Genomic DNA, 25,021 nt, shown 5'->3' on the forward strand with positions numbered 1-25,021 from the left:
GCCGTCCCCGGGCCTGGATAGGGTGGACCCTGCTTGTCACACGTCGTGTACGTGACTTCTTGTACGTGTCTACGAACCCAGGAGCGGCATATGAGTGCTGTGACCCCCGCTGGAGGCGACATCGCGGCGGGCCGTTCCTGGCCCGTGGTGCTGGACGGCCTTCTCGACGGCCGTGACCAGAGCGCGGACGACACGGCCTGGGCGATGGACCGCATCATGCGGGGCGAGGCGACGGACGCGCAGATCGCCGGGTTCCTCGTGGCGCTGCGGGCCAAGGGCGAGACGGTCGAGGAGATCTCCGGGCTGGTCCGGGCCATGTACGAGCACGCGAATCTGATCGAGGTGCCCGGGGCGACGGTCGACATCGTCGGCACCGGCGGTGACGGCGCGAAGACCGTCAACATCTCCACCATGTCGTCGATCGTCGTGGCCGGCACGGGTGCCAAGGTCGTCAAGCACGGCAACCGGGCCGCGTCCTCCGCGTCCGGTTCCTCGGACGTCCTGGAGAAGCTCGGCATCAATCTTCAGTTGACCCCGAAGCGGGTCGCCGAGGTGGCCGAGGAAGCCGGGATCACCATCTGCTTCGCGGTGAAGTTCCATCCGGCGCTGCGTCATGTGGCGGCGGCGCGGGGGCAGTTGGGGATCCGCACGACGTTCAACGTCCTCGGTCCGCTGACCAACCCCGCGCGGGTCAGGGCGCAGGCGGTCGGTGTCGCCGATCCCCGGATGGCGCCCATCGTGGCCGGTGTCTTCGCCGAGCGCGGCAACTCGTCGCTGGTCTTCCGGGGCGACGACGGCCTCGACGAGCTGACCACCACGTCGACGTCGAAGGTGTGGGTCGTACGCGACGGGAAGGTCCACGAGGAGAGCTTCGATCCGCGGGACGTCGGGATCGAGCTGGTCCCGGTGGAGGCCCTGCGGGGCGCCGACGCGTCGTACAACGCGGATGTCGCGCGCCGGCTGCTGAACGGGGAGAAGGGGCCGGTGCGGGACGCGGTGCTGCTGAACTCCGCGGCTGCCCTGGTCGCCCTGTCGCCCGGCGACGGGTCGCTCGCGGAGCAGATCCACGCCGGTATGGAGCAGGCGGCGGAGGCCATCGACTCGGGGGCCGCCAAGCGGGCTCTCGAGCGGTGGGTGGCTGCCACGAACGCGTAGCGCCTGCGGCGGGCGGGGGGTTCGGCCCCGCCCGCTTCGGCCCGTACCCGGAGCGTCGGCTGCACGCCCCTCCGGACCGGGCCGGGGCCGTCGTCGTCCCGGCATCCGGACACGGGGTTGCGACGGGACGATCATGTGGCAAGATGCTGGGCAGGTCATGAGCGACAGCCATCAGGCCCCGGCCGGCTGTCCGGCAACCCTCCGTCCGTGGCGGGGTGCCCCGGGTGAAGACCAGGCCGTAGGCAGCGAGGTCTGCGGCAAGCGCGGACCCCTTGCCCTCTTCCGAGTGGACACAGCCCAGGGGTCCTGGTCATTCAGGGAGCCTTCTGTGAGCAAGCGAATGCGATAGGGCGTAGAGCCCCGCCTCCGCATACCCCTTTCACCTTTTCTGCGCCGAGCCGTGCGTTCCGCACCCGCTCGCGTGGTGATTTCGCCTGCCTCTTACGGGAGTTCGCCGTGTCCGTCTCCACTGTTGCCGCCGACCAGTCCGTTTGTGCCCCGCTGCCGGTTCTGGGCCGGGATGTCACCGTCCCGCTCGTCACCGGCGGCGAAGTCACCTACGCCGCGCTCGACTACGCCGCGAGCGCCCCGGCCCTCCAGCGGGTGTGGGACGACGTGGCCGCGTACGCCCCGTACTACGGCAGCGTGCACCGCGGGGCCGGATATCTGTCCCAGCTCTCCACCGACCTGTTCGAGAACGCCCGCACGACCGTCGGCGAGTTCCTCGACTGCCGCGAGAACGACCAGGTCGTCTTCACCCGTTCGACCACCGACTCGCTGAACCTGCTCGCCGCCGCGCTGCCGGCCGACTGCCAGGTCTTCGTCTTCGAGACCGAGCACCACGCCTCGCTGCTGCCGTGGCGGGACGCCCGGGTGACGTACCTGAACGCCCCGCGGACGCCCGGTGAGGCAGTGGCGACCCTGGAGCGCGCGCTCGCCGACCGCGACCCCTACGGCCCGGCGCTGGTGTGCGTCACCGGTGCCTCGAACGTCACCGGCGAGCTGTGGCCGGTGCGCGAACTCGCCGCGGCCGCCCACGCGCACGGCGCACGCATCGTCCTCGACGCCGCGCAGCTCGCCCCGCACCACCCCGTCTCGGTGCAGGAGCTCGACGTCGACTGGGTCGCCTTCTCCGGCCACAAGCTGTACGCCCCGTTCGGCTCCGGTGTCCTCGCGGGCCGCGCCGACTGGCTGACCGAGGCCGACCCGTACCTCGCGGGCGGCGGCGCCAGCCGCAAGGTCTCGCGGCGGCAGGACGGGGGAGTGGACGTGGAGTGGCACGAGACGGCCGCCCGTCACGAGGCCGGGTCGCCGAACGTCATCGGCGTCCACTCGATCGCGTCGGCCTGCAAGGCCCTGACCGAGGCCGGCTTCGACACCCTGGTGGCCCGCGAGCGGTATCTGATCGACACGGTCCGCGCGGGTCTCGCCGAGGTGCCCGAGGTCCGCGTCCTGTCCCTCTTCGGTGACGACGCCCCGCGGGTCGGCGTCATCTCCTTCGTCGTCGAGGGCTGGAACAGCTCGCACTTCGCGGCCGCCCTGTCCGCCGAGTACGGCATCGGGGTGCGCGACGGTCTGTTCTGCGCCCACCCGCTGGTGCGCACGCTGCTGGGCAGCGACCCGCAGAGCCAGGGCGAGTGCGGTGCCCCCGAGGCCGCGCCGGGCGAGAAGTCCCTCAACGCGATCCGCGTCAGCTTCGGCGCCGGCACCCCGGACGAGCACGTGGAGCGCTTCGTGCGCGCCGTGAAGGAGCTCGTGCGGGACGGTGCGCGGTGGCAGTACCGGACCGAGGACGGGCGCTGCGTGCCCGCCGTCTGAGGTCCCGGGAACAGCCTCGCGCGAACAGCTTCAGCGCCCGGAGGCGGCGTTCACGGCAGGTCCCGGCTCAGGAGTCGAGGCCGATCGCGAACGCCGCCTCCAGGTCGTGCTGGGAGTACGTGCGGAACGCGACGTGGGTGTCGGTGCCCTCGACGCCCGGGATCTTGCTGATGCTGCCGGGGATGACGTCCGCCAGGTCGTCGTGCGCCTTGACGCGGACCATGGCGATCAGGTCGTACGTGCCGGTGACGGAGAAGACCTCGCTGACGCTCTCGAGGGCGGCGATCGACTCCGCGATCTCGGGGATCCGGTCCACGCTGGTCTTGATGAGCACGATCGCGGTGATCACGGCTGGGTTCTCCCTTGGTGCGCGCTGGGGCCTTCACTCTAAGACTTGATCCGTGGCTCACCAAAGGGTGGACCATGGACGTCCGCCCGGCCCGCAGGGTGCGGCGGTGGACAGGCCCGCACCACCGTCAACGTGCCAGGTCCTCCACCGAGCCGCGCAGCGCCTCTCGCAGGCGTGCCATCTGTTCCGGGCCGTAGGTCCAGCTGTCGTACTCGTTCTGCAGCAGCAGCCGCCCCCCGAAGCCGGCGGCGACGATCTTGGGCGGCATGCCGGGTGCGTTGGCGGTGCCTCCGAAGCGGAGCAGGTGCACGTCCTCCGGAACGGGGTGAGCGGGAATCCGGCCGACGTTGGAGATGCCGTAACTGACGACCGGCACGGGCAGGGCGATCCCCCGGGCACCCGCTCGGAGTGCGGCGAGCAGGAAGCGCTCCGGGTCACGGCGCGCCAGCGCGCCAGCGATCTGGTCGGCCGCCTCTCGGCCGACGGCGTCGAGGCGGTCGTCGTGCGACACGGCAAGGGCTGTCTGCAGTCCGGTGACGCAGTTGAGCACGGTGCTCAGGGGCAGTTCGGGCGTCAAGCGGGTGCGCAGGTCGACGCCGTGGCCGCACACCATCGGCAACGGGCCGGTCTCGGGCGCGAGTTGCGCGCGTACGGCGGTCAGCAGCAGTCCGGTGACGAGGCTGTTCACGGTCACGCCCTGGGCACGGGCGGCGGCGACCACCGACTCGGTGGTCCGGGGGTCGAACTCCAGCCTGTCGACGACGAAGCGGCGCGACTCGACCGGGCGGTCGGGCCGCCCCATGCCCTCGGTGGGAAGCGTGGCGGGCTTGGTGTCGATGCTCGCGGCCTGCGCCAGGGCGTCGGCCAAGGCGTCGATCTCACCCTCCGGGAAAGCGTCGGCCAGGCGGGTGTCGATGGCCTCCGGCAGCACGTCGCGTCGCTCCGGAGCAGGGTCTGCGCCGGCCGCCAGAGCGGTGTAGTACCGCCAGAACTCGTCCAGTACGGCGAAGGCGGAGCGGCCGTCGGCGACGCCGTGATGGACACCGAGTACCACCTGACTTCGCTCGCCGTCCGTGAGCAGCCACGCGTGGAGCATGCTCTCGGTCCAGTCGGGCCGTGAGTTGATCAGTTCGGCGAAGGGCTCGTCGATGCCGTCGAGCAGCGTCAGCGGCGGCTGGACCCGGTCACGAACCCGCAGCAGGAGCCCCGCGTCGCCGTGCACCACCTCGGAGCGCAGGAGAGGGTGTCGTTCGGTCAGCAGACCCAGGGCCCGGGCCATCAGGGCCGGGTCGATGCGGCCGCGCACCAGGGACTCGACGTAGGCCGGCATGTCGTACAGCGGCAGACCGGCGGCCCCCAGGTCGAGGAAGTAGACGCTCTCGAAAGGGGATATGGCGCGCCGGCGGGTCATGGTGCGGAGTCTCCGATCCTCACAGGTGAGTGGGCCGGTCATGGTCCCGCGTCCTCGGCGGCGCGGTGCCCAGGTCACGCAGCGCGGCACCGAGTCGCTCCGGGCCGAGCGAGGGAGCCGGAAGGGGACAGCCGGTACCGGGGCGCAGGCTGTCCAGCAGCAGGGCGAGGTAACGGCGCCACGAGTCGGGTGCCGCGGGCACGGCCCGGCCGAGCGCCGCGAGCAGGAACATCAGGTCCTCGACCGTGATGTCGGCGCGGATCGTGCCCTGGTCCTGGCCGCGGCGCAGAAGGCTTTCGAGGGTGCGTCGGTTGGCGTCGCGCAGTGTGTCGAGGGTGGGCACGCCCTCCGTCTCGGTGGTCATCAGGTCGCCGGCGCCACGGTCGGACGCGAGCAGAGCGAAGACATGGTCGAGGTAGGCGGTGAGGCTCGCCCAGGCATCCTTTTGGTCACGGGCCTTCTCGGCGGCGCGCAGGATCGGCGCGAGGGAGTCCCGGAAGACGGCTTCGATCAGTTCGGCTCGGCTGGCGAAGTGCCGATAGAGCGTGGCATTGCCGACGCCTGCCCGGCGGGCGATCTCATCCAGCGGGGCGTCCACCCCGCGCTCGGCATAGAGCTGCCGGGCGACGGTGATCAGTGTCTCGCGATTGCGTCGTGCATCGCTGCGCAGGGATGTCCGCGGCTCCTTACTGCTCACCATGGGCGGCACCCTAGCAGTAACCGTGGACCACTCCCCGTTTCACCGGTACGGCCCCCGCCGCTAAACGGGGACCATTCCCTGTTTATTTGAATTCGATGGTCGGTTCGAACGAGTTCGAAGTGACGAACACTTTTGTTCCCAGATGATTTTGAGGACCTGTCAGCACTCGGCCAGGAGTTCGTCGACAACCCCTATCGATCTACGGGCGGATGCGCACACAGGGTGCGGTGCACCTCGTTGCGCACCGCCGCATCAGGTACTCGGGCGACGGGTCAGCGCGGCTCCGGCACCATCGGCAGCGGCCCGGCGGTCAGGCTCATGCCCGCCCGGGCCTTCACCACGGTGCCCGGGACGGGGCGCAGGCGCCAGCGCGAGGCCAGGGCAGCGAGCGCCAGGGTCGCCTCCGTCATTCCGAAGACGTCGCCTATGCACTTGCGGCTGCCGCCGCCGAACGGCAGATACGAGCCGCGTGCCACGTCCTGGGCGCGTTCGGGCAGCCACCGGTCCGGGTCGAAAGCCGCCGGGCGCGCGAAGAGCTCCGGGATGCGGTGGATGACATAGGGGCTGATCAGCACGTCCGTACCGGAAGGCAGCAGATGTCCGCCCAGTTCCGTGGGCTCGGCGGTCATCCGCGTGAACATCCAGGCGGGCGGGTACAGCCGCAAGGTCTCGGTGAACACCCGCTGCGTGTACGCCAGCCGGGGCACATCCGCATAGGTCGGCGCCCGGCCGCCCAGCACCTCGTCGACCTCGGCGTGCAGCCGCGCCTCCGCCTCGGGATGACTCGCGAGCAGGTGCCAGGCCCAGGTCAGTGCACTGGCCGTGGTCTCGACACCTGCCAGCAGCAGGGTCATCACCTGATCGTGGATCTCCTGGTCCGACATCCGGCCGCCGTCCTCGTCGTCCCGGGCGGCCAGCAGCGCCGAGAGCAGGTCGCCGCGGTCCTCCCCGGACCGCCGGTAGTCGCCGACGATGCCGTCGATGAGGGCGTGCAACCGGCCGAGTGCCGTGTCGAATTCGCGGTTGGCGGCCAGCGGGAGCCGGGCCAGCAGTCCGGTGGGATCCACGGCCCGGCGGTAGGCGCCCCGCACCATGACAGGCAGGCTGCGCTGGATCTCCGCGACCGAGTGCGGCGCCATCTCGGTCGAGAACAGGGAGCGGGCGGTCACCCGCGCGGTCAGCGCCTGCATGGCGTCGCTGACATCCACCGGTTGTCCGGCCGTCCAGGTGTCCGCGTGCGCGCTGCACTCCTCGTGCATCACTTCGGCGTATGCGGCGATGCGCGTGGCGTGAAAGGCCGGTTGCACCATCCGGCGCTGCCGGCGGTGGTCTGCCCAGTCGGACGTGATCAGCCCGTTGCCCAGGATGGGACGGGCCTTCTCCTTCACCGGCCCGCCGGTGTCGTAGACCCGGGCGTTCAGCAGCACCTGCTGCACCAGCTCCGGCCGGCAGGGCAGATAGGCCGGTTTGGTGCCGATGCGCAGCTCGACCAGGTCGCCGTGGGCGGGCAGTGACGCCAGGAAGTCCAGCGGGTTGCGCGCCAGCAGCAGGGCGTGCCCCACCAGCGGAAGTCGGTGGGGCGCCGCGACGACGCGTCGGCTCTGCCGGGACGTGTCGGGGTGGGTCTTCATGCCTCGGGTGTCCTTCGATGACGGGTGTCGGCGGATGACTCGGGTGGGGCGGCGGGCTCAGCGCCGTTCGAGGACCATGGGCAGCGCTCCCGGCTCCAGGGTGGCCTTCGGCTCCGGACGCAGCCGGGTCCCGGGCACCGGACGCAACCGCCAGCGCGCGGCGACGGTTGCGACGATCAGCGCGGTCTCGGTGAGCGCGAGGACGTCGCCGATGCACTTGTGGCTGCCCGCGCCGAACGGCAGCAGTGCCCCGCGCGGCACCTGGGCGGACCGCTCCTCCTCCCAGCGCCCCGGGTCGAAGGTCTCCGGGTCCGGGAAGAGCTCCGGATTGTGGTGCAGGGCATAGGCGCTGTAAAGGATCATCGTCCCGGCAGCAATGGTCCGACCGCCCAGTTCGACGTCCTCGGCTGCGACCCGCATCGCCATCCAGGACGGCGGATACAGTCGCAGCGCCTCGGTGATCACATTGCGCGTGTACGGCAGCGCCGACAGGTCGTCGTAGACCGGGGTACGCCCTCCCAGCGCCTCGTCCACCTCGGCGTGCACCCGCTTCTCCACCTCGGGCAGCGTCCCCATCAGGTGGAAGACGAAGGCCAGCGTGGAGGCGGTGGTCTCGCTTCCGGCGACCAGGAAGGTGATCACCTGGTCCAGCACCTGACCGTCGTCCAGCTTCTCGCCGGTGTCGGGGTGTTCGGCCTGCAGGAGGGTGGACAGCAGGTCACCGTGGTCGCTGTCGGACCGGCGCCGGCCGGCGATCATCTCCGCCACGATCTGCCGGAGTCTTGCGTTGGCGCGATCGTAGGCGCGATTGCCGGGGGTGGGCAGTTTCTCCATGACGCCCAAGGGCGCGACGGTGCGCTTGTAGATGCCGTGCGAGACGGTCCGCAGGCACTGGCGGGCCTCCTCGATCGTCGCCTCGTCGAGCCCGGTGGAGAACAGCGTCCGGGCCGCGACCCGCATCAGCAGGGCATGCATCGCGTCGCTGATGTCCCGGGTTTCACCGGGCCGCCAGGTGTTGGTCACCGTGCGGGTGTCGTCGGCCACGGCCGTCGTGTAGGCGGCGATCTTCGTCGTGTGGAACGCGGGCTGGATGAGGCGCCGTTGGAAGCGGTGCTCCTCGCCACGGGACACCGACAGGCTGTTGCCGAGCAGCTGCCGCGCCTTGTCGAAGACCCCGCCCTTGTCGAAGACACGTGGATTGAGCAGGACGTGCCGGACGAGCTCGGGATGGGCGGCGAGATAGGCCCGGCTGGGCCCCAGCCGTACCTCGACCAGATCGCCATGGGCGGGCAGGGAGGCCAGGAACTCCAGTGGGCGACGCCACAGCGCGGGCACGTGTCCGAGCAGGGGCAGAGCGCCGGGGGCGGTGCCGATCCGCCAGGGCCGTTCCGTCGAGGTCTTGGGGGTGCGCATGGGTCGGGTCCCCTACTCGATCCGCGAGTTGACGTCATTGACCGGTGCCTGGTAGCGCCGGTCCTGCGTGGTCCATACGAAGTTGCCGTGCAGGAGGTCGAGCAGGACGTCGCGGGTCGTGTCGTCGAAGGCCTTGATGCACTCCATGTCCTCGGCCATGTCGTCCACCCGGGCCCGGAAGAAGCGCCGGAAGTCGTTCTCGTCCGAAACGTCGCACAGCCGGAAGCAGTTGGTGATCTGGCCGAGGGCCCGCTCCCGGTCGTAGGAGTAGAAGTCATTGACGATGGCCAGCCCACGGGTGGTCATCCGGGCGGCGAGCCCCGTCCTGGAGTGCTCGGTCAGTTCCGGATGCCGGTAGATCGGGTAGGACATCTTCATCCAGAAGTCGACTCCCACGTCGGTGACGCGGAAGCGGAAGTACTGCTCCGGTGATGTGCTGCAGAGGACCTGCTTGATCAGTGAGTCCCGGAACATGTGGTCGCTGACGACGAAGGCCCGGGCCCCCTCGTACGCGAACTCGGCGTCCACCGGCTCGTAGTACCGGTCGCACACTGCGCGCAGCTGGGGCAGGAAGACGTCGAAGTCGTGCAGACCGGCGTCCATGTCGTCCCAGACGAACGTCACGCAGTTGAGCACGCAGACGGCCTTGAACGCCTCCATGTCCTTGATGTGCCGGGCGCTCTGGGACCACCGGACGACGTCCATGTAGGAGATCCAGCGCTTGTCGGACACGGTCTTGCCCAGCGGCGCCGCCGCGCGGTTGCAGGCGTCGATGACCTCACGCAGCTCGGCGTCCGTCAGCGGTATCTTCTGCGCCTCGTACCCGAGGTGTTGGTCGAACAGGGCGGCGAACCGGTCGGTGCACTCCTGCCAGTAGCGGGCCGTCCCGGCCGGGGCTTCGCCGGGGAGCGGAACCGGCGCGGACGCGGTCAGGTCTGCGGTCATGACTTCCTCCTGGTGGCCGTGATGGCCAGGTCCTTCAGGGCGGTGATCGCCTCGGCGGTGAAAGGGGCGCTGTCCAGGGCCCGCACAGCCTGCTGATAGCGGTCGTCGATCATGTGCTCGACGGCCTCCCGGGCGCCGGTGGCCGCGAAGATCGCCCGGATCTCCTCGGCCCCGGCCTCGTCCAGCACGGGGTCGCCGACGAGGGCTCGCAGCCGGGCGCTCTGCGCCGGGTCACCGGCGCTCAGGGCGAGCGCGACCAGGGTGGTGTTCTTGCCGGCGCGCAGGTCGTCCAGGCGGGACTTGCCGGTGTCCTGGACGTCCCCGTACACACCCAGCAGGTCGTCACGGAGCTGGAACGCCTCGCCCAGCGGCAGGGCGTACGCCGTGCAGGCGGCCATGGTCCGCGGGCCGGCGCCCGCGAGCGCGGCTCCGATGTGCAGCGGTCGCTCGATCGTGTACTTGGCGGTCTTGTAGCGGTTGACCGTCAACGTGGCGTCGACGTCGTCCGTGAGCTCCCCGGTGGCCCGCAGGTCCAGATACTGACCGAGCATCACCTCGGTGCGCATCTCGGCGATGAGCGACAGTACGGCCGACGACTGTGCGGGAGTGAGGTTCGATGTGTGCAGCAGCTGATCCGACCAGGCGAAGGCGAGATCTCCCACCAGCACCGCGGCGCCCAGCCCGAATCGCTCGGTGCGATCGTTGCGGCAATTTCCGGCGAGTACCCGGTGCACGGTGGGACGTCCTCGCCTGGTATCGCTGTCGTCCATGATGTCGTCATGAATGAGAGCGAACGCGTGGAACATCTCAAGTGAGGCAGCCACACGTACCACGGATTCCATGCCGATTTCTCCGCCGGCTGCCTGCCAACCCAGCACGGTCAAAACCGGGCGGATTCTCTTTCCGCCCATCATGAATTCCGCGAGTAGTTCTACTATTCGCGTCATCTGTACTTGTCCCGACTTTTCTTGGCACTCCGCCAGGAAATCTTCGAGAACGGTATCGACGGATTTTCTCACCACTCCCGCATCGAGAACAGCAGGAGATATCGTCCGAGTGCTCATGGTCCTTTGCTTCATCCCCTCTTCAGCCCGTCGGACCGGCCCCTCATGAAGGTCGGCACACCCCGGAATCGGGCACGCTGAAACGGGGCGAACCGTGGGGCGGCGTTCGCACGGGAGCCAGGCCGAGGGCCGGATGTGCAGACGGTGGGCGGCGGACAGCTCCGCCAGGACGTGCTTGCAAGCGGCGGCCGTCGCGCGACGCTGCGCGGCGGGCCGGTCCGGTGCGCGTCAGGAGACGAGGTCGACGCGCAGTTCTCTGGAGCCGCGCACGGTGACCTGGGGGCGCCGGACGAGGTCCTCGCGGGCCAGGTCGAGGCGATCGGTGGCCGGGTGGCGCCGTGGATCGCGGTGGGCGGCCCCGAGCAGGAGCATCACCTTGGAACCGGACGGGGTCGGGATGCCTGGGCGGGAGTTGACGTCGTCCCGCGGATCGGCGCGCCGTCCGGCGAGGTGCTCGGCGACGTACGCGCCGAACTCCTCCGCCGGGTCGGCCATGGCGCGTGGGGCGGTCTCGTCGGTGGCCGGGTCGATGACGTGGCCGAGCGCGTCGGTCCGCTTCCGGCGCAGGTCACGGTCCTCCACCGGCAGGGCGCCCAGGCCGCAGACGACGGTCACCGGCACCAGGGCCGCGAGGGACCCTGTGCGGTCGAGCCGGACGGGGTCCTGCGGGTACTCGCTGGTTAACTCGGAGCATCGAATGAGCGATGCGACCGCGCTGTATCCCGATCCGCCCCAATGTCCATAAGTGGTCCGGTGGACCGGCTCCACGTCCCGCAAGCGTTTGTAGAACGGATAGGGATCGTCGCGCAGACGCGGCGCGCATGCATTGAACAACACCCCGTTCCCTGTGGGTTCCATGTGTACGTACCCCCGTGATAGCGACAGGACGGGCCGGCGGCATGTCGGAACGCCTTCGAGCCCGATGGTTGAATAGTAGGCACACGGCAACCGGCAGAGACAAGACCTTTCTGGTCCCCCGTGGTGTACCCGACACCCAGAAACTCGAGGTTTAAACCGAGATCGCCCTACGCCCTGGACAGGGCTGTCGGCCCCGTATTACCTTCGGCCTGTTGGTGAAAACGCCGGTCAGTGCAACAAGGGGGACCGCACTGCGGCGCACTGTTTTCCACGCCGAACACGAGGCGTTGCGCGCGGTGGTGCGGGACTTAATCGGGACCGAGGTCGTGCCGGTCTATTCCGAGGGGGAGGCAGCCGGTCGCGTACGGTCCATGGGGCGGTGACCGTGGCGGCTCCTCCGCGCTGCTCCGGCACCGCTCGTATATAAGGCGCCCGTCTAGGGAGACTCGTCGCGGCGGCCGCCCTCCCGCACTCCGTCACTCGACGACACGGAGTGCGGGGGGCGGCCGCCGTCTTCCGCTGTCCCGCCCGTGGTGCACCGGCTACGGGACGGTTCGTCGTCGGCCGGCCCGCATGTGCGCGGGGACGGCTTGCGCACCCACGCATAGAGGAACCCCACGGAGAACCCCACCAGGTGGGCCAGATACGCGACCCCCGGTCCCGAGTTGTCGTGGCCCGCCGCCAGCCACTGCAGGATCACCCAGAAGGGGAGGACCACCCAGGCCGGGAAGCGCAGCGGCAGGAAGAACAGGAACGGGAAGAGACTGGTCACCCGGGCGCCGGGGAACAGGTACAGGAACGCACCGAGGACCGCGGCGATCGCCCCCGAAGCGCCGACCAGGGTCTGCACTGAGTCCGCGTTGGCGATCGCGTAGCCGAGCAGGGCGAGATAACCGCAGCCGACGTAGAAGAGGGCGAACTGCACATGGCCCATGCGTTCCTCGGCCATCAGCCCGAAGACGTAGAAGAAGAGCATGTTGCCCAGGAGGTGGAGCCAGCTGCCGTGGATGAAGAGCGCCGTCGCGGGGGTGAGCACGGCGCGGGGATCACCGCCGAAGAGCTCGGCCGGCACCACGCCCCAGCGGCGGAAGTAGGCATGCTGGGCGGCCAGCAGTTCGTCCCCGGTGCCGTACGCCGGATTGAGGCCCGCCGCCGGGCCGATCACGAAGATCAGACAGCAGACGGCGATCAGTCCGTACGTCACCGGAGCCGACTGACCCCGGACCGCCCGGCCGACCGTCGTACTCCACTTGCTGATCATGGACAGAGCATGACGTAACCGGACCGAACCGCACAGACCGCCTCGCCGCGTGGACGGCCGAGCGTCGAGGACCCCCCAGGCCTTAGGGTTACGACCCACACGCACCAGGGAAGCTGGCGCATCACGGACACTAGAAGGAAAGCGAAACAGCCACGATGACGGTTCCCCTGCCGACCGCCGAGACCCGGTGGCGCTGCACGCTCTGCGGCAACCTCACCCGTTTCGACGTGACCCGCTCGTCGAAGGTCGTGGAGTACGTGCACCTCGACCTGGCCGGTGAGCCGAACGTCGAGGAGCGCGAGGTGGTCAATGAGACCATCGAGTCGGTGCGGTGCCGCTGGTGCAATGCCGTGGATCAGGTGGAACTGGTGGACAGGCCGGGTGCCGGCTCCTGAGGGAGCGGCCCCCGCACGGATTTTGGGGTGACGGATGGTGGAGACCACAGGCGGGGAGCCGGACGACGGCACCGCTGAGGTGCTCGACCGTCCGCTGCCCGACGGCGTGCGCCGCCGGGTCGTGCAGATCGTCTCCGACGGTTTCGGCGGACTGACCGTGGGCGAGCTGCCGGCCCAGCTGAGGCAGTACGCGCGGTTCGCCCCGAATCGGCGGGCGAAGTTCGCGGGCAACGCCATGGCCGCCGCCCTGGAGACGGACCCTCTTTTCAGACAGCGCATCGCCGAGAAGCTGAGAGAGGCCCAGCCGGAAGTCACCGGCGCCCTCGACTCGGGCGCGCCGCCCCCGGCCGCGGATCCGCTGGACGTGGCGGCCGCGGCCTATGTGCTGCGTCCCACGGGCTGGGTGAAGCTGGTGGCCGCCGCGGGCGAGGAGGCCCAGCGGGCGGACGCCGAGCGCGTCGAGGAGGAGAACCGCGCCGAGCTGGAGCGGCTGCGCGAGGAGCTCACGGCGGCCCGCGGCCAGGTCAAGGCCGAGACCGAACGGCTGCGTACGGAGCTGGAGTCGGCGAAGAAGGAAGCCGAATCGCTTCACCGCAAGCTGCGCAGCGCCCTCAGCGACGTCAAGCGCGGCGAGGCGGCCGTGCGCAAGATCCAGGGTGAGATGGAGACCACGCGCACCGAGGGCCAGTCCCAGGTGTCCGCGGCGGAGAGCGAGAGCCGGCGGCTCAAGGCGCGGCTCGGCGAGGTCGAGGCGGCCCTCGAGGCCACCCGCAGGGCCGCGCGCGAGGGCCGCAGCGTCGAGGACATGCGTGTACGGCTGCTGCTCGACACGGTGCTCGACGCGGCACAGGGGCTGCGGCGCGAACTCGCCCTGCCGCCGGTGTCCGTACGGCCCGCCGAGACGGTGGACGCGGTCGAACCGGGACGGATGACCCCGAAGGACATCGCCGCGCGCGCCCTGTCCGAGAACGACCCCGCGATCCTCGACCAGCTGCTCGCGCTGCCGCAGGCGCATCTGGTCGTCGACGGCTACAACGTCACCAAGACCGGCTATCCGCAGATGCCGCTGGAGAAGCAGCGGCTGCGGCTGCTCGGCCAGCTCTCGCAGCTCGCCGCGCAGACCGGTGCCGAGGTGACGTGCGTCTTCGACGGGGCCGAGCTGGCCGCGCCCGTGCTGCTCGCGCCGCCGCGCGGAGTGCGGGTGCTGTTCTCCAAGGCGGGCATCACGGCGGACGAGCTGATCCGTCAGCTGGTGCGCGCCGAGCCGCCCGGGCGGCCGGTCATCGTCGTCTCGACCGACCGCGAGGTGGCCGACGGCATCGCCAAGGCGGGTGCGCGTCCGGTCGCTTCGGTGGTGCTCCTCAAGCGGTTCTCGCGGGGCTGAACCCACCCATTTCCGCCCGTTTTCCAGTCGGCTCGCCGAGCCGGAACCAAACCTCTTCCGGGGCCGGATCCTCCGCGGTGCCTTTCCGCTCGTACGGCCTCATAGGGCAACGTACGCACCATGCGTAACGTCTGGGCGTGATGCCCGAATTGGCGGAACCTTCACGCAACGTAGCGTCAAACGCGCATTACTGCACGTGAGTTGTCGGCAAAGAATGCGCTCGGTGACCGAGATTTTTCCTATGAGGATTTGAACTGATCACAAGAAGGTCACTAGGGTCAGGCCTCGAACCTCCGCTCGGGTGATCACTCATTGGGAGTGACGGTGGAGGGACACCGCCCGTCGGCGTATCGGCAGGCGGCTGGAGGAAGAAGGAGCTCGCCTTCGTGGCGTCCCACCGTCGACCCAAGCAGCCGAGCCGCACCCGTGTGACCGTGCTCACCACCGCCGCAGCCGCTGCAGTTGCCCTCAGCTCGCAGGCCGCGAACGCCGCGCCGAGCGAGAAGCCGAGCAAGGACGAGGTCAAGTCCAAGGTCGACAAGCTCTACGAAGAGGCGGAGAAGGCCACCGAGAAGTACAACGGGGCCAAGGAGAAGCAGGACAAGCTCGAGAAGCAGATCGGCACCCTGCAGGACAACGTCGCCCGCGGTCAGGAAGAGCTCAACACCCTGCGTGACGGCCTCGGTTCGCTCGCCACGGCGCAGTACCGCTCCGGCGGCATCGACCCCTCCGTACAGCTCTTCCTCTCCTCCGACCCGGACGACTTCCTGGACCAGGCCTCCACGCTGGACCAGTTGAGCGGCCAGCAGGTCGAGGCCCTGAAGAAGATCCAGGAGAAGCAGCGCTCGCTCGCCCAGCAGCGCGAGGAAGCCTCCGCGAAGCTCAAGGACCTCGCCGACACCCGCACCGAGCTCGGCAAGAAGAAGAAGGAAGTCCAGGGCAAGCTCGCCGAGGCGCAGAAGCTCCTCAACACCCTGACGGCCAAGGAGAAGGCGGCCCTCGACGCCGAGCAGGCCCGCGCCAGCCGCACCAGCGAGCGCAGCGCCCTCGACACCGGCGGCAAGTCGGCCTCCGGCCGCGCCGGCGCCGCGTACTCCGCCGCCCAGACCAAGCTCGGCTCGCCGTACGTCTACGGCGCCACGGGCCCCAGCTCCTTCGACTGCTCCGGTCTCACCTCCTGGGCCTACGCGCAGGCCGGTGTCTCCATACCCCGGACCTCGCAGGAGCAGGCCAACGCCGGAACGCGCATCTACTCGCAGAGCGACCTGCAGGTCGGCGACCTGGTCATCTTCTACGACGACCAGCACCACGTCGGCCTCTACGCCGGCAACGGCCAGGTGATCCACGCTCCGCGCACCGGCACCGTCGTGCGCTACGAGTCGATCGGCAACATGCCCTTCCAGTTCGGCGTCCGCATCTGAGAACCGTCTCCCGCGTCTCCTGAGGGCCGCCGCCACACCGCCCAAACGGGCGAATTACGGTGACTCCCGCTGACCCCACGCCCCGCTGATGACCTGCGTCTGAGGCGGGGCGTCACGTTGTGTGCCCGTCGGGGTCTTTGGCCGGTGCGTAGTCGCACGGCTACTGTCTGGCGCGTTTCCCCCAACTCCGGGGGTTCGTCAGCGGAAGGGAGAGCGGCCACCCGTGGGGTTCCATCGCCGCCTTGCACCGTCCGGGTTCGACCGGGGCGCGACCAGCGCCGCCGTCTGTGTGCTGTCCGCCGCGGCCGCGGCACTCGGGGCCGTGCCGGCCCTCGCCGCCCCCCAGGACGACACCCGCGCCAAGGTGGACCGCCTGTACGAGCAGGCGGAGCAGGCCACCGAGGCATTCAACAAGGCCGACGAACGCGCCGATTCGCTGCGCAAGCAGGTGTCCACGGCGCAGGACGAGATCGCCCGTCAGCAGGAGCGCATCAACACCATGCGGGACGCGCTCGGTTCGCTGGCCGGGGCCCAGTACCGCTCCGGCGGCATGGACCCCTCGCTCGCGCTGCTGTTCTCCGACGACCCGGACGACTACCTCGACAAGGCCGCCGCGCTCGACCGGATCGGTGCCCACCAGGCCGGTGAGCTCAAGGACCTCCAGATGGCCATGCGCGACCTCGCCCAGCGCCGCGAGGAGGCGACCGGCAAGCTGGCCGAGCTGGAGCAGAGCCGCAAGGCCGTCGCCCGGCACAAGAAGACCGTCGAGCAGAAGCTCACCAGGGCGCGGCAGTTGCTCAACTCGCTGCCGTTCGCGGAGCGCGCCGCCTACGACCGTGCCTCCCGCTCCGGCCGGGACATCCCCGACCTCGGTGATGCCGCTCCCGCCTCGGGCCGCGCGGCCGCGGCCGTCGCCGCCGCCCGCTCCGCGATCGGACGCCCGTACGTGTGGGGCGCCAGCGGGCCCACCGGCTTCGACTGTTCGGGCCTGATGCAGTGGTCGTACGCGCAGGCCGGCGTCGGTCTCCCGCGCACCTCGCAGGCGCAGCGGTTCGCCGGGCGGCAGGTCCCGCTCTCCCAGGCCCGCCCGGGCGACCTGGTCGCCTACCGCTCCGACGCCAGTCACATCGGGATGTACGTGGGCAACGGGCAGGTGATCCACGCCCCTTATCCGGGCGCACCGGTGCGCTACGACCCGGTGGGCATGATGCCGGTGTCGTCGGTGACGCGGGTCTGACCGCCCGCTCCGGCCCTGTTGGTGACCTGCTCCGGTGGCGCGGTTTCGGTCCGGTCCGTGACGCGTGCCCTGCGGTCCGGCACTCGCGCCGTACGATCGGAACGTGGCTGGTCGTGGGCGTGCGTCGGGGGTCGTTGCGAGCTGTGTGCTGCTGCTCGCCGCCCTGGTCGGGTGCGGCGGCGGGCCGGCGCACGACACCGCGGCCGACGCGGTGCAGCAGGTGCTCGACCGGCGCGCGGCGGCGGTCCTCGCCGGGGACGCGGCGGCCTACCGGGCGACCGCGACGGCGGGCGGCGGGCAACGGACCGCGCAGGACGCCGGGTTCGGGAATCTGCGGGCCGTCCCGCTGGCCTCCTGGGCGTACCGCCTGACCGGCTTCGACCGTTCCGGGGACCGGGCCACCGCCGAGGCGGACCTGAGCTATCGCATCAAGGGCTACGACAGCGCTCCTCTGGTCGCCGCCCGCACCCTGCGCCTGACCCGCAGCGGCGGGCACTGGTACGTCGCCTCCGACCGGCCCGCGAAGAAGGCGGCCGAACAGCTGTGGGAGCAGGGGGCCGTCCGCGCCGTACGGGGTGAGCACAGCCTGGTGCTCGGCGTGGGGCAGTCGGACGAGACGCTGCGCGGGTACGCGCGGCTGGCGGACCGCGCGGCACCCGCGGTGTCGCAGGCCTGGGGCACGGACTGGGCGGGCCATGTCGTCGTCCTCGTACCGCAGTCGCTGGAGGGTATGGCGGAGCTGCTCGGCGCGCCGGCGTCCGGGTACCGGGGGATCGCGGCGGTCACCACGGGCGAGGCGGGAGCCTCGGCGCGGGCGCCCGCGGACCGGATCATCGTCAACCCCGAGGCGTACGGCGTCCTGGGCGACCTCGGCAGACAGGTCGTGCTCACCCACGAGACGACCCACGTCGCCACGCGCGCCCACACCACGGCGGCCACGCCCCTGTGGCTCTCCGAGGGGTACGCCGACTGGATCGGCTATCTCGGCACCGGCCGCACCGCCACCCAGGCCGCCCCGGAGCTGGAGAGCGCCGTGGTCGACGGACACCTCCCGGCCGATCTCCCGGCGGACGCGGACTTCGGGTTCAGCGGGGACGCGGCCAGGCTGGCGCGGGCCTACGAGGGTGGCTGGCTGGCCTGCCGGCTGATCGCCGACCACTGGGGCGAGGTCCGCCTGAACGACTTCTACCGGGCCGTCGGCGACCACGCGCGGCGGGCGGGGGCCGTCGAGGACGCGCTGAAGGACGTACTGCACACGACACCGGAGAAGTTCACGCAGCAGTGGCGGGAGTATCTGCGGGCCCAACTGGGCTGATCTGCGCGGGACTTCAGCCTTCGAGCCGGGCGATGGCCTCGGCGAGCCACGTCCGCTCCGCCTCGCCCGTCGCCCGGGCCACCCGCAGCATGCCCTGCCGGAAGAGGTCGTCCGTCTCCTCGGCGCGGACCGGCTCTCCGTCACGGTAGAAGAAGCTCGCGGGCGTCTGCAGGAAGTCCAGGCGGCGGCGCAGCACCGCGGCCTGTTCCCGGGGATCGGGAAGCCGGCGCAGGAACGCCAGCAGGGTGTTGAAGCGGACCTGGTCGGTGATCTCCGCCTGCTTCGGCCGGCGCAGCCGCTCCAGGAGGTCCTCCCGGCCGCTCTCGGTGAGCGACAGGATGCGGCGTGGGGCGGCGCCGGCCCCGGGTTCCGTGTGCTGGTCCAGCCTGCCCGCCGCGACGAGCCGGGTGATCGCCGGATACAGGGCGCCGTCGCTGACCGGGCGGACATGGCCGCTGAGCGCCTTGATGCGCTCCTTCAGCTCGTATCCGTGCAGGGGCTCCTCCGAGAGAAAGCCCAGGATCGACAGCTCCAGCATGCGATCGGGTCCCTTCGTGCGGATCTCGTACCGGCCCGCCGTGGCGCCCGGGACGCCCTGGGCGGCAGGCGGTTGCGCGTCTCGTACCGGAATGCTACCTCTTATCGAGCTACCTCTAAACGAGGTAGCTCGAATCGAGGGGGATCATCGTGCAGTCCAGTCCCGAGGAGTCCGTGCCGTCCGAGGAGTCCGTGCCGTCCGAGGAGTCCGTGCAGTCCCAGGAGTCCCAGCGGTCAGGGGGATCCGCCGTCCACCGCAGGCGGCTCGTGGCGCTCGCTCACCCCGTCTACCTCTCGCTGCTCGCCTCCGTGACGGCCGGGATCATCAACACCGTCTGGGTCTCCCGGCTCGGTGGCCCGGCCGTGGCGGCCGTCGCCGTCGCGACCAACACTGAGAACGTGCTCCTCGGGGTCGCCCTCGTCTTCGCCTCCGGCACGACCGTGCTGGTCGCGCACGCCAGGGGAGCGGAAGAGCCGGGAGCCGTGCGGGCGGCCGTGCGCGGGGGGTGGGCGCTGTGCGCCCTTGTCACGCCCTGGGTCGCCGCGGGTGGCTACCTGTTGCGCGAACCCCTCGCCCGGCTCGTACTGGGCGGTCAGGGGCCCGCCCCGGCCCTCTGTGCGGGCTACTTCGCGATCTCCCTGCCGGGTATCGCGGTGTTCTTCGCGCAGAACCTCGTCGACGGCATCCTCAAGGGCGCCGGCGACACCCGCACCCCGATGCGCCTCGCCCTGCTCGCCAACGGACTGATTCTGGGACTCGACCCCCTGCTCATCCACCGCTACGGCGTCCGCGGTGCCGCCGCCTCCACGGTGCTGTGCCGCTGCCTGGCCCTGGGTGCCGGGCTGTTCGCCCTGCGCCGGAACGCGCTGTTGCGGACGGCCGCGCAGGTCCCGCCCGCCGAGGCCACCGGAGCCGCCCTGCGCCGGACGCTGAGGACCGGGCTGCCGATGTCCGCCGACTTCACCGTGCGCCAGGGCGGGGCACTGGTGCTCGTGGCGATCGTGGCCCGGCTCGGGGTCACCGCCGTGGCGGCCTACTCGATCGCCTACAAGGTCATGTACGTCGCCACCATGGCCTTCTACGCGGTCCGCCAGGCCGCCTCGATCCACACCGCCCATGCGCGGGGCGCCGGCCGGGACGAGCGGCGGGCGATCGGGCGACAGGCCGTCCTCGTCTCCGGAGCCGTGGGAGCCCTGTTCGCCGTCCTGCTGGCGGCGCTCGCGCCGTGGATCATGCGGGCCTTCGGCGCCGGGCCCGCGGTCGCGCACGCGGGCGTGCTGTTCCTGCGCTGCGCCGGACCGTATCTGCTGCTGATGGCCGGGTTCATCGCGCTGGCCGGAGTCTTCGAGGGCAGTGGCGGCGCACCCGTGCTGCTCCGGGTGACCGTGCTCGGCACGGCCGTCCAGCTCCCGCTCGCCCTCGCGCTGTCCGGGCTCGGCCTGCCGGGGATCTGTCTGGCGATGTGCCTGTCGATGGTGGTGCAGTGGGCCGCCGTCCTCGTCCTCCTGCGGCGTCAGGAGGACGCCAGGCTCTCCCTGGTGCGGGCCGCCTGACTGGGCACGGTCGGGGCCGGCCGGGAGACCGTGCCCCGCCACAGCTGGACGGCGGCGGTCAGCGCGGCGGCCACCAGGAGGCCGTTGCGGACGAAGAGGAGCGTGATCCCGAGGGCGTCGCTGGCGACCACGTGCGAGAACCAGACCGGGAACTCCAGGACGGTCACGAAGGCCGCCGCCAGCACCAGGCCGACGGGCACGGTCATCCGGGTGCCGCGGAAGCACAGGCAGACGGCCGCGAGTCCGACCAGCCACACCATGTACTGCGGGCTGATGACCCGGCTGGTGGCCGTGAACATGAGCACCGCCACGAACGCGGCCTCGGCGAGCGTGTGCGCCAGGAACCGCTTCGCGCACAGCCGCCACAGCAGCACCCAGCCGAACGCGACCGCGGTGAGGAACAGCGCGGCCCCGCTCACCACGTCGACGTACCGCCCCAGAAACTCCACCGAGCCGTAGTTGAGCAGTACCTCGCCGTCCCAGCCGAGGTGCCGGGCGACATGGAAGACCAGGGAGCCGAGCGACTCCACCTCGGTGCCCCGGTTGCGCTGGAAGGCCAGGAAGGAGAAGGCGCCGGGCATCGACGCGGCGAACAGCAGCGCGAGCCCGCCGATCGTCACCGCCGCCGAGGCCCACGCCCGCTTGGCGCTCCCCTTGGCGGCCCCCACCAGCAGCAGGACCGGCCACACCTTCACCATCGCGCCGAAGCCCGCGAGCGCCCCCATCAGACGCGGATGGCGCGCACCGGCCAGCAGCGCCGCCACGGCGACGGCCGTCACCATCACGTCGTAGCGCGCGTACACGGTCGGTCCGAGCAGCGGCACGCCCGCCACCCACACCCAGGCGCCGCGCAGCGACTTGCCCGGGCGCAGGCCCGCGTACTGGAGCAGCGCGAACACCAGCACGTCCGCGAGAAAGGCGAGGACGAAGAACGCCGACGTGTAGTCCAGGAAGGGCAGCAGGCCGGGGGAGAGGATCGCGAGCGCGGCGGCCGGCGGGTACTGCCAGGTGACGTCGTCGAGCGGGAAGGTGCCGGTGCGCAGCACCTCGTACCAGCCCTGGTAGATCACCGAGACGTCGCTCGTCACGTCCGGGCCGGGGAAGAGGAACACCCGGAAGACGAAGAGCAGCAGCACCAGCCTGGTCAGGCCCCAGGTCCCCAGCAGCGCGTACGGGAACCCGTCCCCCCGTGTGCCCGTCATGCCCACCTGGCCCTTGTTCGTCCGGATGTTGTGTGGTTTCGCGGAGTCATGATGTCGTGCCGGGCTGTGCGAGAGCCATGAAGCGCGGCCGTGCGGAGCTGTACGTACGGCCAGGAGAGCGGGTTGGGTAGGGTCGGGCGCGATGCACAAGACCCTGATCGTGACCAACGACTTTCCGCCCCGGCCGGGCGGCATCCAGGCGTTCCTGCACAACATGGCGTTGCGGCTGGATCCCGGTCAGCTCGTCGTCTACGCCTCCACCTGGAAGCGCGGCCGCGAGGGTGCCGAGGCGACGGCCGCCTTCGACGCCGAGCAGCCCTTCACCGTCGTACGGGACCGGACGACGATGCTGCTGCCGACGCCCGCGGTGACCCGGCGGGCCGTCGGACTGCTGCGCGAGCACGGCTGTACGTCGGTGTGGTTCGGGGCGGCGGCCCCGCTCGGGCTGATGGCGCCGGCGCTGCGGAAGGCGGGTGCGCGGCGCCTTGTGGCGACCACGCACGGCCACGAGGCCGGCTGGGCGCAGCTGCCCGCCGCCCGTCAACTCCTGCGCAGGATCGGCGAGTCCACGGACACGATCACGTATCTCGGGGAGTACACGCGTGCGCGGATCGCCGCCGCGCTGACGCCCGAGGCGGCCGCCCGCATGGTCCAACTGCCGCCCGGCGTCGACGAGAAGACCTTCCACCCCGGCTCGGGCGGCGCGGAGGTGCGCGCCCGCCTCGGGCTCACCGAGCGCCCGGTCGTCGTCTGCGTCTCACGGCTCGTCCCGCGCAAGGGCCAGGACACCCTGATCCTCGCCATGCCGCGGATCCTGGCCAGGGAGCCGGAGGCGGTGCTGCTGATCGTCGGCGGCGGGCCCTACGAGAAGGAACTGCGCAGGCTGGCGCGGGAGACCGGGGTCGCCGACTCCGTCCGCTTCACCGGCGCGGTGCCCTGGTCGGAGCTGCCCGCGCACTACGGCGCCGGGGACGTCTTCGCGATGCCCTGCCGCACGCGCCGGGGCGGGCTCGATGTCGAGGGGCTCGGGATCGTGTATCTGGAGGCGTCCGCGACCGGGCTGCCCGTCGTCGCCGGGGACTCCGGCGGGGCCCCGGACGCGGTGCTCGACGGGGAGACCGGCTGGGTCGTCCGCGGGGGCTCGCCGGAGGCGGCGGCCGATCGCGTCGTCACCCTCCTCGGTGACGCGGAGCTGCGTCGCCGGATGGGGGAGCGTGGCCGCGCCTGGGTCGAGGAGAAGTGGCGCTGGGATCTGCTGGCGGAGCGCTTGCGGGAGCTGCTGTAGCGCCCACTGGGCTGTCGCTTGGGCGCTTCTGGCGACTCGCGGCCGCCTCGGGCCGGCCGCGCAGTTCCCCGCGCCCCTGAAGTGCGCTCCTGCCGGGGCCCCGTAGGGGGCGCGGGGCTGTGACACCGTGCGGCTCCGCCGCGTGGGCGCGAGCGACCAGCCACGGCCGGGCGCCGCGAGAGCACCCCCACCCCTGGGGCGGGAGCCCGGGTCGCTGGGGCGTCAGCCCCGATAGATCGCCTCGACCTCGTCGGCGTAGTCCTTGGCCACCACGTTGCGCTTGAGCTTCAGCGACGGCGTGAGATGCCCCGACTCCTCGGTGAACTGGGAGGCGAGGATACGGAACTTGCGCACCGACTCCGCCTTGGAGACGGCGGCGTTGCCGTCGTCGACCGCGTCCTGGATCGCGGCGACAAGATCCGCGTCGTCCCGCAGCGAGGCCGCGGTGGAACCGGCCGGCTTCCCGTGCTCCTCGGCCCAGCGGCCCAGGAACTCCTCGTCCACGGTGACCAGCGCGCCGACGAACGGGCGGCCGTCGCCGACCACCATGCACTCCGCGACCAGCGCGTGCGCGCGGATGCGGTCCTCGATCACGGCCGGGGCGACGTTCTTGCCGCCCGCGGTGACGATGATCTCCTTCTTGCGGCCGGTGATCCGGAGGTAGCCGTCCTCGTCGAGGGTGCCGATGTCACCGGTGTGGAACCAGCCGTCGGCCAGCGCCTCGGCCGTCGCGCTCTCGTTGTTCCAGTACCCCTTGAACAGGTGCTCGCCGTGCAGCAGCACCTCGCCGTCGTCCGCGATCCGCACGACCGATCCGGGCAGCGGCTGGCCGACCGTGCCGATCTTCTGCCGGTCCCACGGGTTGAAGGCGGTGGCCGCGCAGGACTCGGTCAGGCCGTAGCCCTCCAGGACCGTGAAGCCGATGCCTCGGAAGAAGTGCCCGAGGCGCTCGCCGAGCGGGGCGCCACCGGAGATGGCGTACTCGCCCTTGCCGCCGAGTACGGCGCGCAGCTTGCTGTAGACCAGCGCGTCGAAGGTCCTGTGCTTGATCTTCAGGCCGAGCGAGGGGCCCGACGGGGTGTCCAGCGCCCGGCTGTACGCGATCGCCGTGTCCGCCGCCTTGTCGAAGATCTTGCCCTTGCCGTCCGCCTGCGCCTTCGCGCGCGCCGAGTTGTAGACCTTCTCGAAGACGCGCGGCACACCGAGGATCAACGTCGGTCGGAACGCGGCCAGTTCGTCGGTGAGGTTCTTGATGTCCGGGACGCAGCCCAGCTTGATCGGCGCCATCATCGGCGCGACCTGCACCAGGCGTCCGAAGACGTGCGCGAGGGGCAGGAAGAGCAGGACCGAGCACTCGCCCGTACGGAACAGCGGGCGCAGGCGCTCCACGATGTTGCCGCACTCGGCGAAGAAGCTGCGGTGGGTGAGGACGCATCCCTTGGGGCGGCCGGTGGTGCCGCTGGTGTAGACGATGGTCGCCGGGTCGTCGGCCTTGGCGAGCGAGCTGCGCTCCTCGACCGTCTCGTCGGTGACGTCCTTGCCGGCGCGGCCCAGCTCCTCGACACCGCCGCCCTCGATCTGCCAGATGTGCTTGAGGGCGGGCAGCCCGTCGCGCACCGACTCCACGGAGGCCGCGTGCGTGTCCAGCTCGACGATGCAGGCGGTCGCGCCCGAGTCCCCGAGGATCCACTGCACCTGCTCCGCCGAGCTGGTCTCGTACACCGGCACGGTGACCGCGCCTGCGGTCCAGATCGCGAAGTCGAGCAGCGTCCACTCGTAGCGGGTGCGGGACATCAGGCCGACCCGGTCGCCGGGCTGCACGCCCGACGCGATCAGACCCTTGGCCGCGGCGCGCACCTCGGCGAGGAAGGTGGTGGCGGACACGTCCGTCCAGGTGCCGCCCACCTTGCGGGCGATGACGGCGACGTCGGGATGCTGCGCGGCGTTTCTACGGACGATGTCGGTGAGATTTCCGTCCGCAGGGACCTCGTACAAAGCCGGAAGGCTGAACTCGCGCAAGACTGCTGCTCCTCATAGGGCGCCGGCGCCACGACTCTGTGTGATGCGACGGTGCGGTCCAAGGCTC

Annotated in this window: 21 protein-coding genes and 1 riboswitch; of the genes, 9 read left to right on the top strand and 12 right to left on the bottom strand. The window is 70.9% G+C overall.

Features of this window, described 5'->3' with window-relative positions; all coding sequences use genetic code 11:
* The first annotated feature begins 90 nt into the window (after positions 1-90).
* Both trpD and ACFWM2_RS17400 read left to right on the top strand, forming a co-directional pair.
* On the top strand, positions 91-1,155 hold the full coding sequence (gene trpD / locus ACFWM2_RS17395; protein ID WP_383279864.1) for an anthranilate phosphoribosyltransferase: 1,065 nt from the start codon (positions 91-93) through the stop codon (positions 1,153-1,155).
* Positions 1,156-1,308: 153 nt separating this feature from the next.
* Positions 1,309-1,425: riboswitch (SAM riboswitch) on the top strand.
* A gap of 186 nt (positions 1,426-1,611) precedes the next feature.
* Positions 1,612-2,973 carry an aminotransferase class V-fold PLP-dependent enzyme gene (locus ACFWM2_RS17400; protein WP_383279867.1) on the top strand — a complete coding sequence of 454 codons (1,362 nt, stop codon included), beginning with the start codon at positions 1,612-1,614 and terminating at the stop codon, positions 2,971-2,973.
* A 67-nt stretch (positions 2,974-3,040) separates the two neighbouring features.
* Here ACFWM2_RS17400 and ACFWM2_RS17405 read toward each other — a convergent pair whose 3' ends face one another.
* The 9 genes from ACFWM2_RS17405 to ACFWM2_RS17445 all read right to left on the bottom strand — a co-directional run bounded on the left by ACFWM2_RS17405 (position 3,041) and on the right by ACFWM2_RS17445 (position 12,605).
* Positions 3,041-3,322, bottom strand: coding sequence for an Lrp/AsnC family transcriptional regulator (locus tag ACFWM2_RS17405; RefSeq protein WP_383279870.1), 282 nt, complete (start codon positions 3,320-3,322; stop codon positions 3,041-3,043).
* 127 nt (positions 3,323-3,449) lie between these two features.
* On the bottom strand, positions 3,450-4,733 hold the full coding sequence (locus tag ACFWM2_RS17410) for a hypothetical protein (RefSeq protein ID WP_383279872.1): 1,284 nt from the start codon (positions 4,731-4,733) through the stop codon (positions 3,450-3,452).
* Positions 4,734-4,752: 19 nt separating this feature from the next.
* The gene (locus ACFWM2_RS17415; RefSeq protein WP_383279875.1) at positions 4,753-5,433 is read right to left on the bottom strand and encodes a TetR/AcrR family transcriptional regulator; all 681 of its coding nucleotides are present in this window, start codon (positions 5,431-5,433) and stop codon (positions 4,753-4,755) included.
* Positions 5,434-5,705: 272 nt separating this feature from the next.
* On the bottom strand, positions 5,706-7,064 hold the full coding sequence (locus ACFWM2_RS17420) for a cytochrome P450 (protein WP_383279878.1): 1,359 nt from the start codon (positions 7,062-7,064) through the stop codon (positions 5,706-5,708).
* Between the two features lie 57 nt (positions 7,065-7,121).
* A complete protein-coding gene (locus ACFWM2_RS17425; RefSeq protein WP_383279881.1) occupies positions 7,122-8,477 on the bottom strand; it encodes a cytochrome P450 in 1,356 nt (451 codons plus the stop codon).
* A 12-nt stretch (positions 8,478-8,489) separates the two neighbouring features.
* Entirely contained in the window at positions 8,490-9,422 is a 933-nt protein-coding gene (locus ACFWM2_RS17430; RefSeq protein ID WP_383279884.1) for a hypothetical protein, read from the bottom strand.
* Positions 9,419-10,501: a polyprenyl synthetase family protein gene (locus tag ACFWM2_RS17435; RefSeq protein WP_383279887.1), complete on the bottom strand. Its 1,083-nt coding sequence runs from the start codon at positions 10,499-10,501 to the stop codon at positions 9,419-9,421. The genes ACFWM2_RS17430 and ACFWM2_RS17435 overlap by 4 nt, the downstream gene beginning before the upstream one ends.
* Before the next feature lie 213 nt (positions 10,502-10,714).
* Entirely contained in the window at positions 10,715-11,320 is a 606-nt protein-coding gene (locus ACFWM2_RS17440; RefSeq protein WP_383279891.1) for a hypothetical protein, read from the bottom strand.
* Positions 11,321-11,780: 460 nt separating this feature from the next.
* Complete coding sequence (locus ACFWM2_RS17445) at positions 11,781-12,605, bottom strand: rhomboid family intramembrane serine protease (RefSeq protein ID WP_383279894.1); 825 nt, start codon at positions 12,603-12,605, stop codon at positions 11,781-11,783.
* A gap of 155 nt (positions 12,606-12,760) precedes the next feature.
* Between ACFWM2_RS17445 and ACFWM2_RS17450 the strand changes: the two genes are divergently transcribed.
* The 5 genes from ACFWM2_RS17450 (at position 12,761) to ACFWM2_RS17470 (ending at position 18,357) form a co-directional block, all read left to right on the top strand.
* Positions 12,761-13,000: a hypothetical protein gene (locus ACFWM2_RS17450; protein WP_383279897.1), complete on the top strand. Its 240-nt coding sequence runs from the start codon at positions 12,761-12,763 to the stop codon at positions 12,998-13,000.
* A 34-nt stretch (positions 13,001-13,034) separates the two neighbouring features.
* The gene (locus tag ACFWM2_RS17455) at positions 13,035-14,384 is read left to right on the top strand and encodes an NYN domain-containing protein (RefSeq protein ID WP_383279899.1); all 1,350 of its coding nucleotides are present in this window, start codon (positions 13,035-13,037) and stop codon (positions 14,382-14,384) included.
* A 386-nt stretch (positions 14,385-14,770) separates the two neighbouring features.
* The gene (locus ACFWM2_RS17460) at positions 14,771-15,805 is read left to right on the top strand and encodes an NlpC/P60 family protein (protein ID WP_383279902.1); all 1,035 of its coding nucleotides are present in this window, start codon (positions 14,771-14,773) and stop codon (positions 15,803-15,805) included.
* Positions 15,806-16,028: 223 nt separating this feature from the next.
* Positions 16,029-17,042, top strand: coding sequence for an NlpC/P60 family protein (locus ACFWM2_RS17465; RefSeq protein WP_383279905.1), 1,014 nt, complete (start codon positions 16,029-16,031; stop codon positions 17,040-17,042).
* 103 nt (positions 17,043-17,145) lie between these two features.
* Complete coding sequence (locus ACFWM2_RS17470) at positions 17,146-18,357, top strand: hypothetical protein (protein ID WP_383279907.1); 1,212 nt, start codon at positions 17,146-17,148, stop codon at positions 18,355-18,357.
* A 13-nt stretch (positions 18,358-18,370) separates the two neighbouring features.
* On the opposite strand, the gene ACFWM2_RS17475 is transcribed toward ACFWM2_RS17470, so the two are convergent.
* The gene (locus tag ACFWM2_RS17475; protein WP_383279910.1) at positions 18,371-18,895 is read right to left on the bottom strand and encodes a PadR family transcriptional regulator; all 525 of its coding nucleotides are present in this window, start codon (positions 18,893-18,895) and stop codon (positions 18,371-18,373) included.
* A gap of 209 nt (positions 18,896-19,104) precedes the next feature.
* Between ACFWM2_RS17475 and ACFWM2_RS17480 the strand changes: the two genes are divergently transcribed.
* Positions 19,105-20,448: an MATE family efflux transporter gene (locus tag ACFWM2_RS17480; RefSeq protein WP_383281059.1), complete on the top strand. Its 1,344-nt coding sequence runs from the start codon at positions 19,105-19,107 to the stop codon at positions 20,446-20,448.
* Here the strand turns inward: ACFWM2_RS17480 and ACFWM2_RS17485 are convergent.
* Positions 20,409-21,650 carry a glycosyltransferase 87 family protein gene (locus ACFWM2_RS17485; protein ID WP_383279913.1) on the bottom strand — a complete coding sequence of 414 codons (1,242 nt, stop codon included), beginning with the start codon at positions 21,648-21,650 and terminating at the stop codon, positions 20,409-20,411. The two genes, ACFWM2_RS17480 and ACFWM2_RS17485, sit on opposite strands and share 40 nt — an antisense overlap.
* A 142-nt stretch (positions 21,651-21,792) precedes the next feature.
* Between ACFWM2_RS17485 and ACFWM2_RS17490 the strand changes: the two genes are divergently transcribed.
* A complete protein-coding gene (locus ACFWM2_RS17490) occupies positions 21,793-22,935 on the top strand; it encodes a glycosyltransferase family 4 protein (RefSeq protein ID WP_383279916.1) in 1,143 nt (380 codons plus the stop codon).
* A gap of 222 nt (positions 22,936-23,157) precedes the next feature.
* Here ACFWM2_RS17490 and ACFWM2_RS17495 read toward each other — a convergent pair whose 3' ends face one another.
* Positions 23,158-24,954 carry an AMP-dependent synthetase/ligase gene (locus tag ACFWM2_RS17495; protein ID WP_383279919.1) on the bottom strand — a complete coding sequence of 599 codons (1,797 nt, stop codon included), beginning with the start codon at positions 24,952-24,954 and terminating at the stop codon, positions 23,158-23,160.
* Between the last annotated feature and the right edge of the window lie 67 nt (positions 24,955-25,021).

Origin of the sequence: Streptomyces sp. NPDC058371 (genome assembly GCF_042723265.1) — a bacterium.
In the GTDB taxonomy this organism is placed as follows: domain Bacteria; phylum Actinomycetota; class Actinomycetes; order Streptomycetales; family Streptomycetaceae; genus Streptomyces.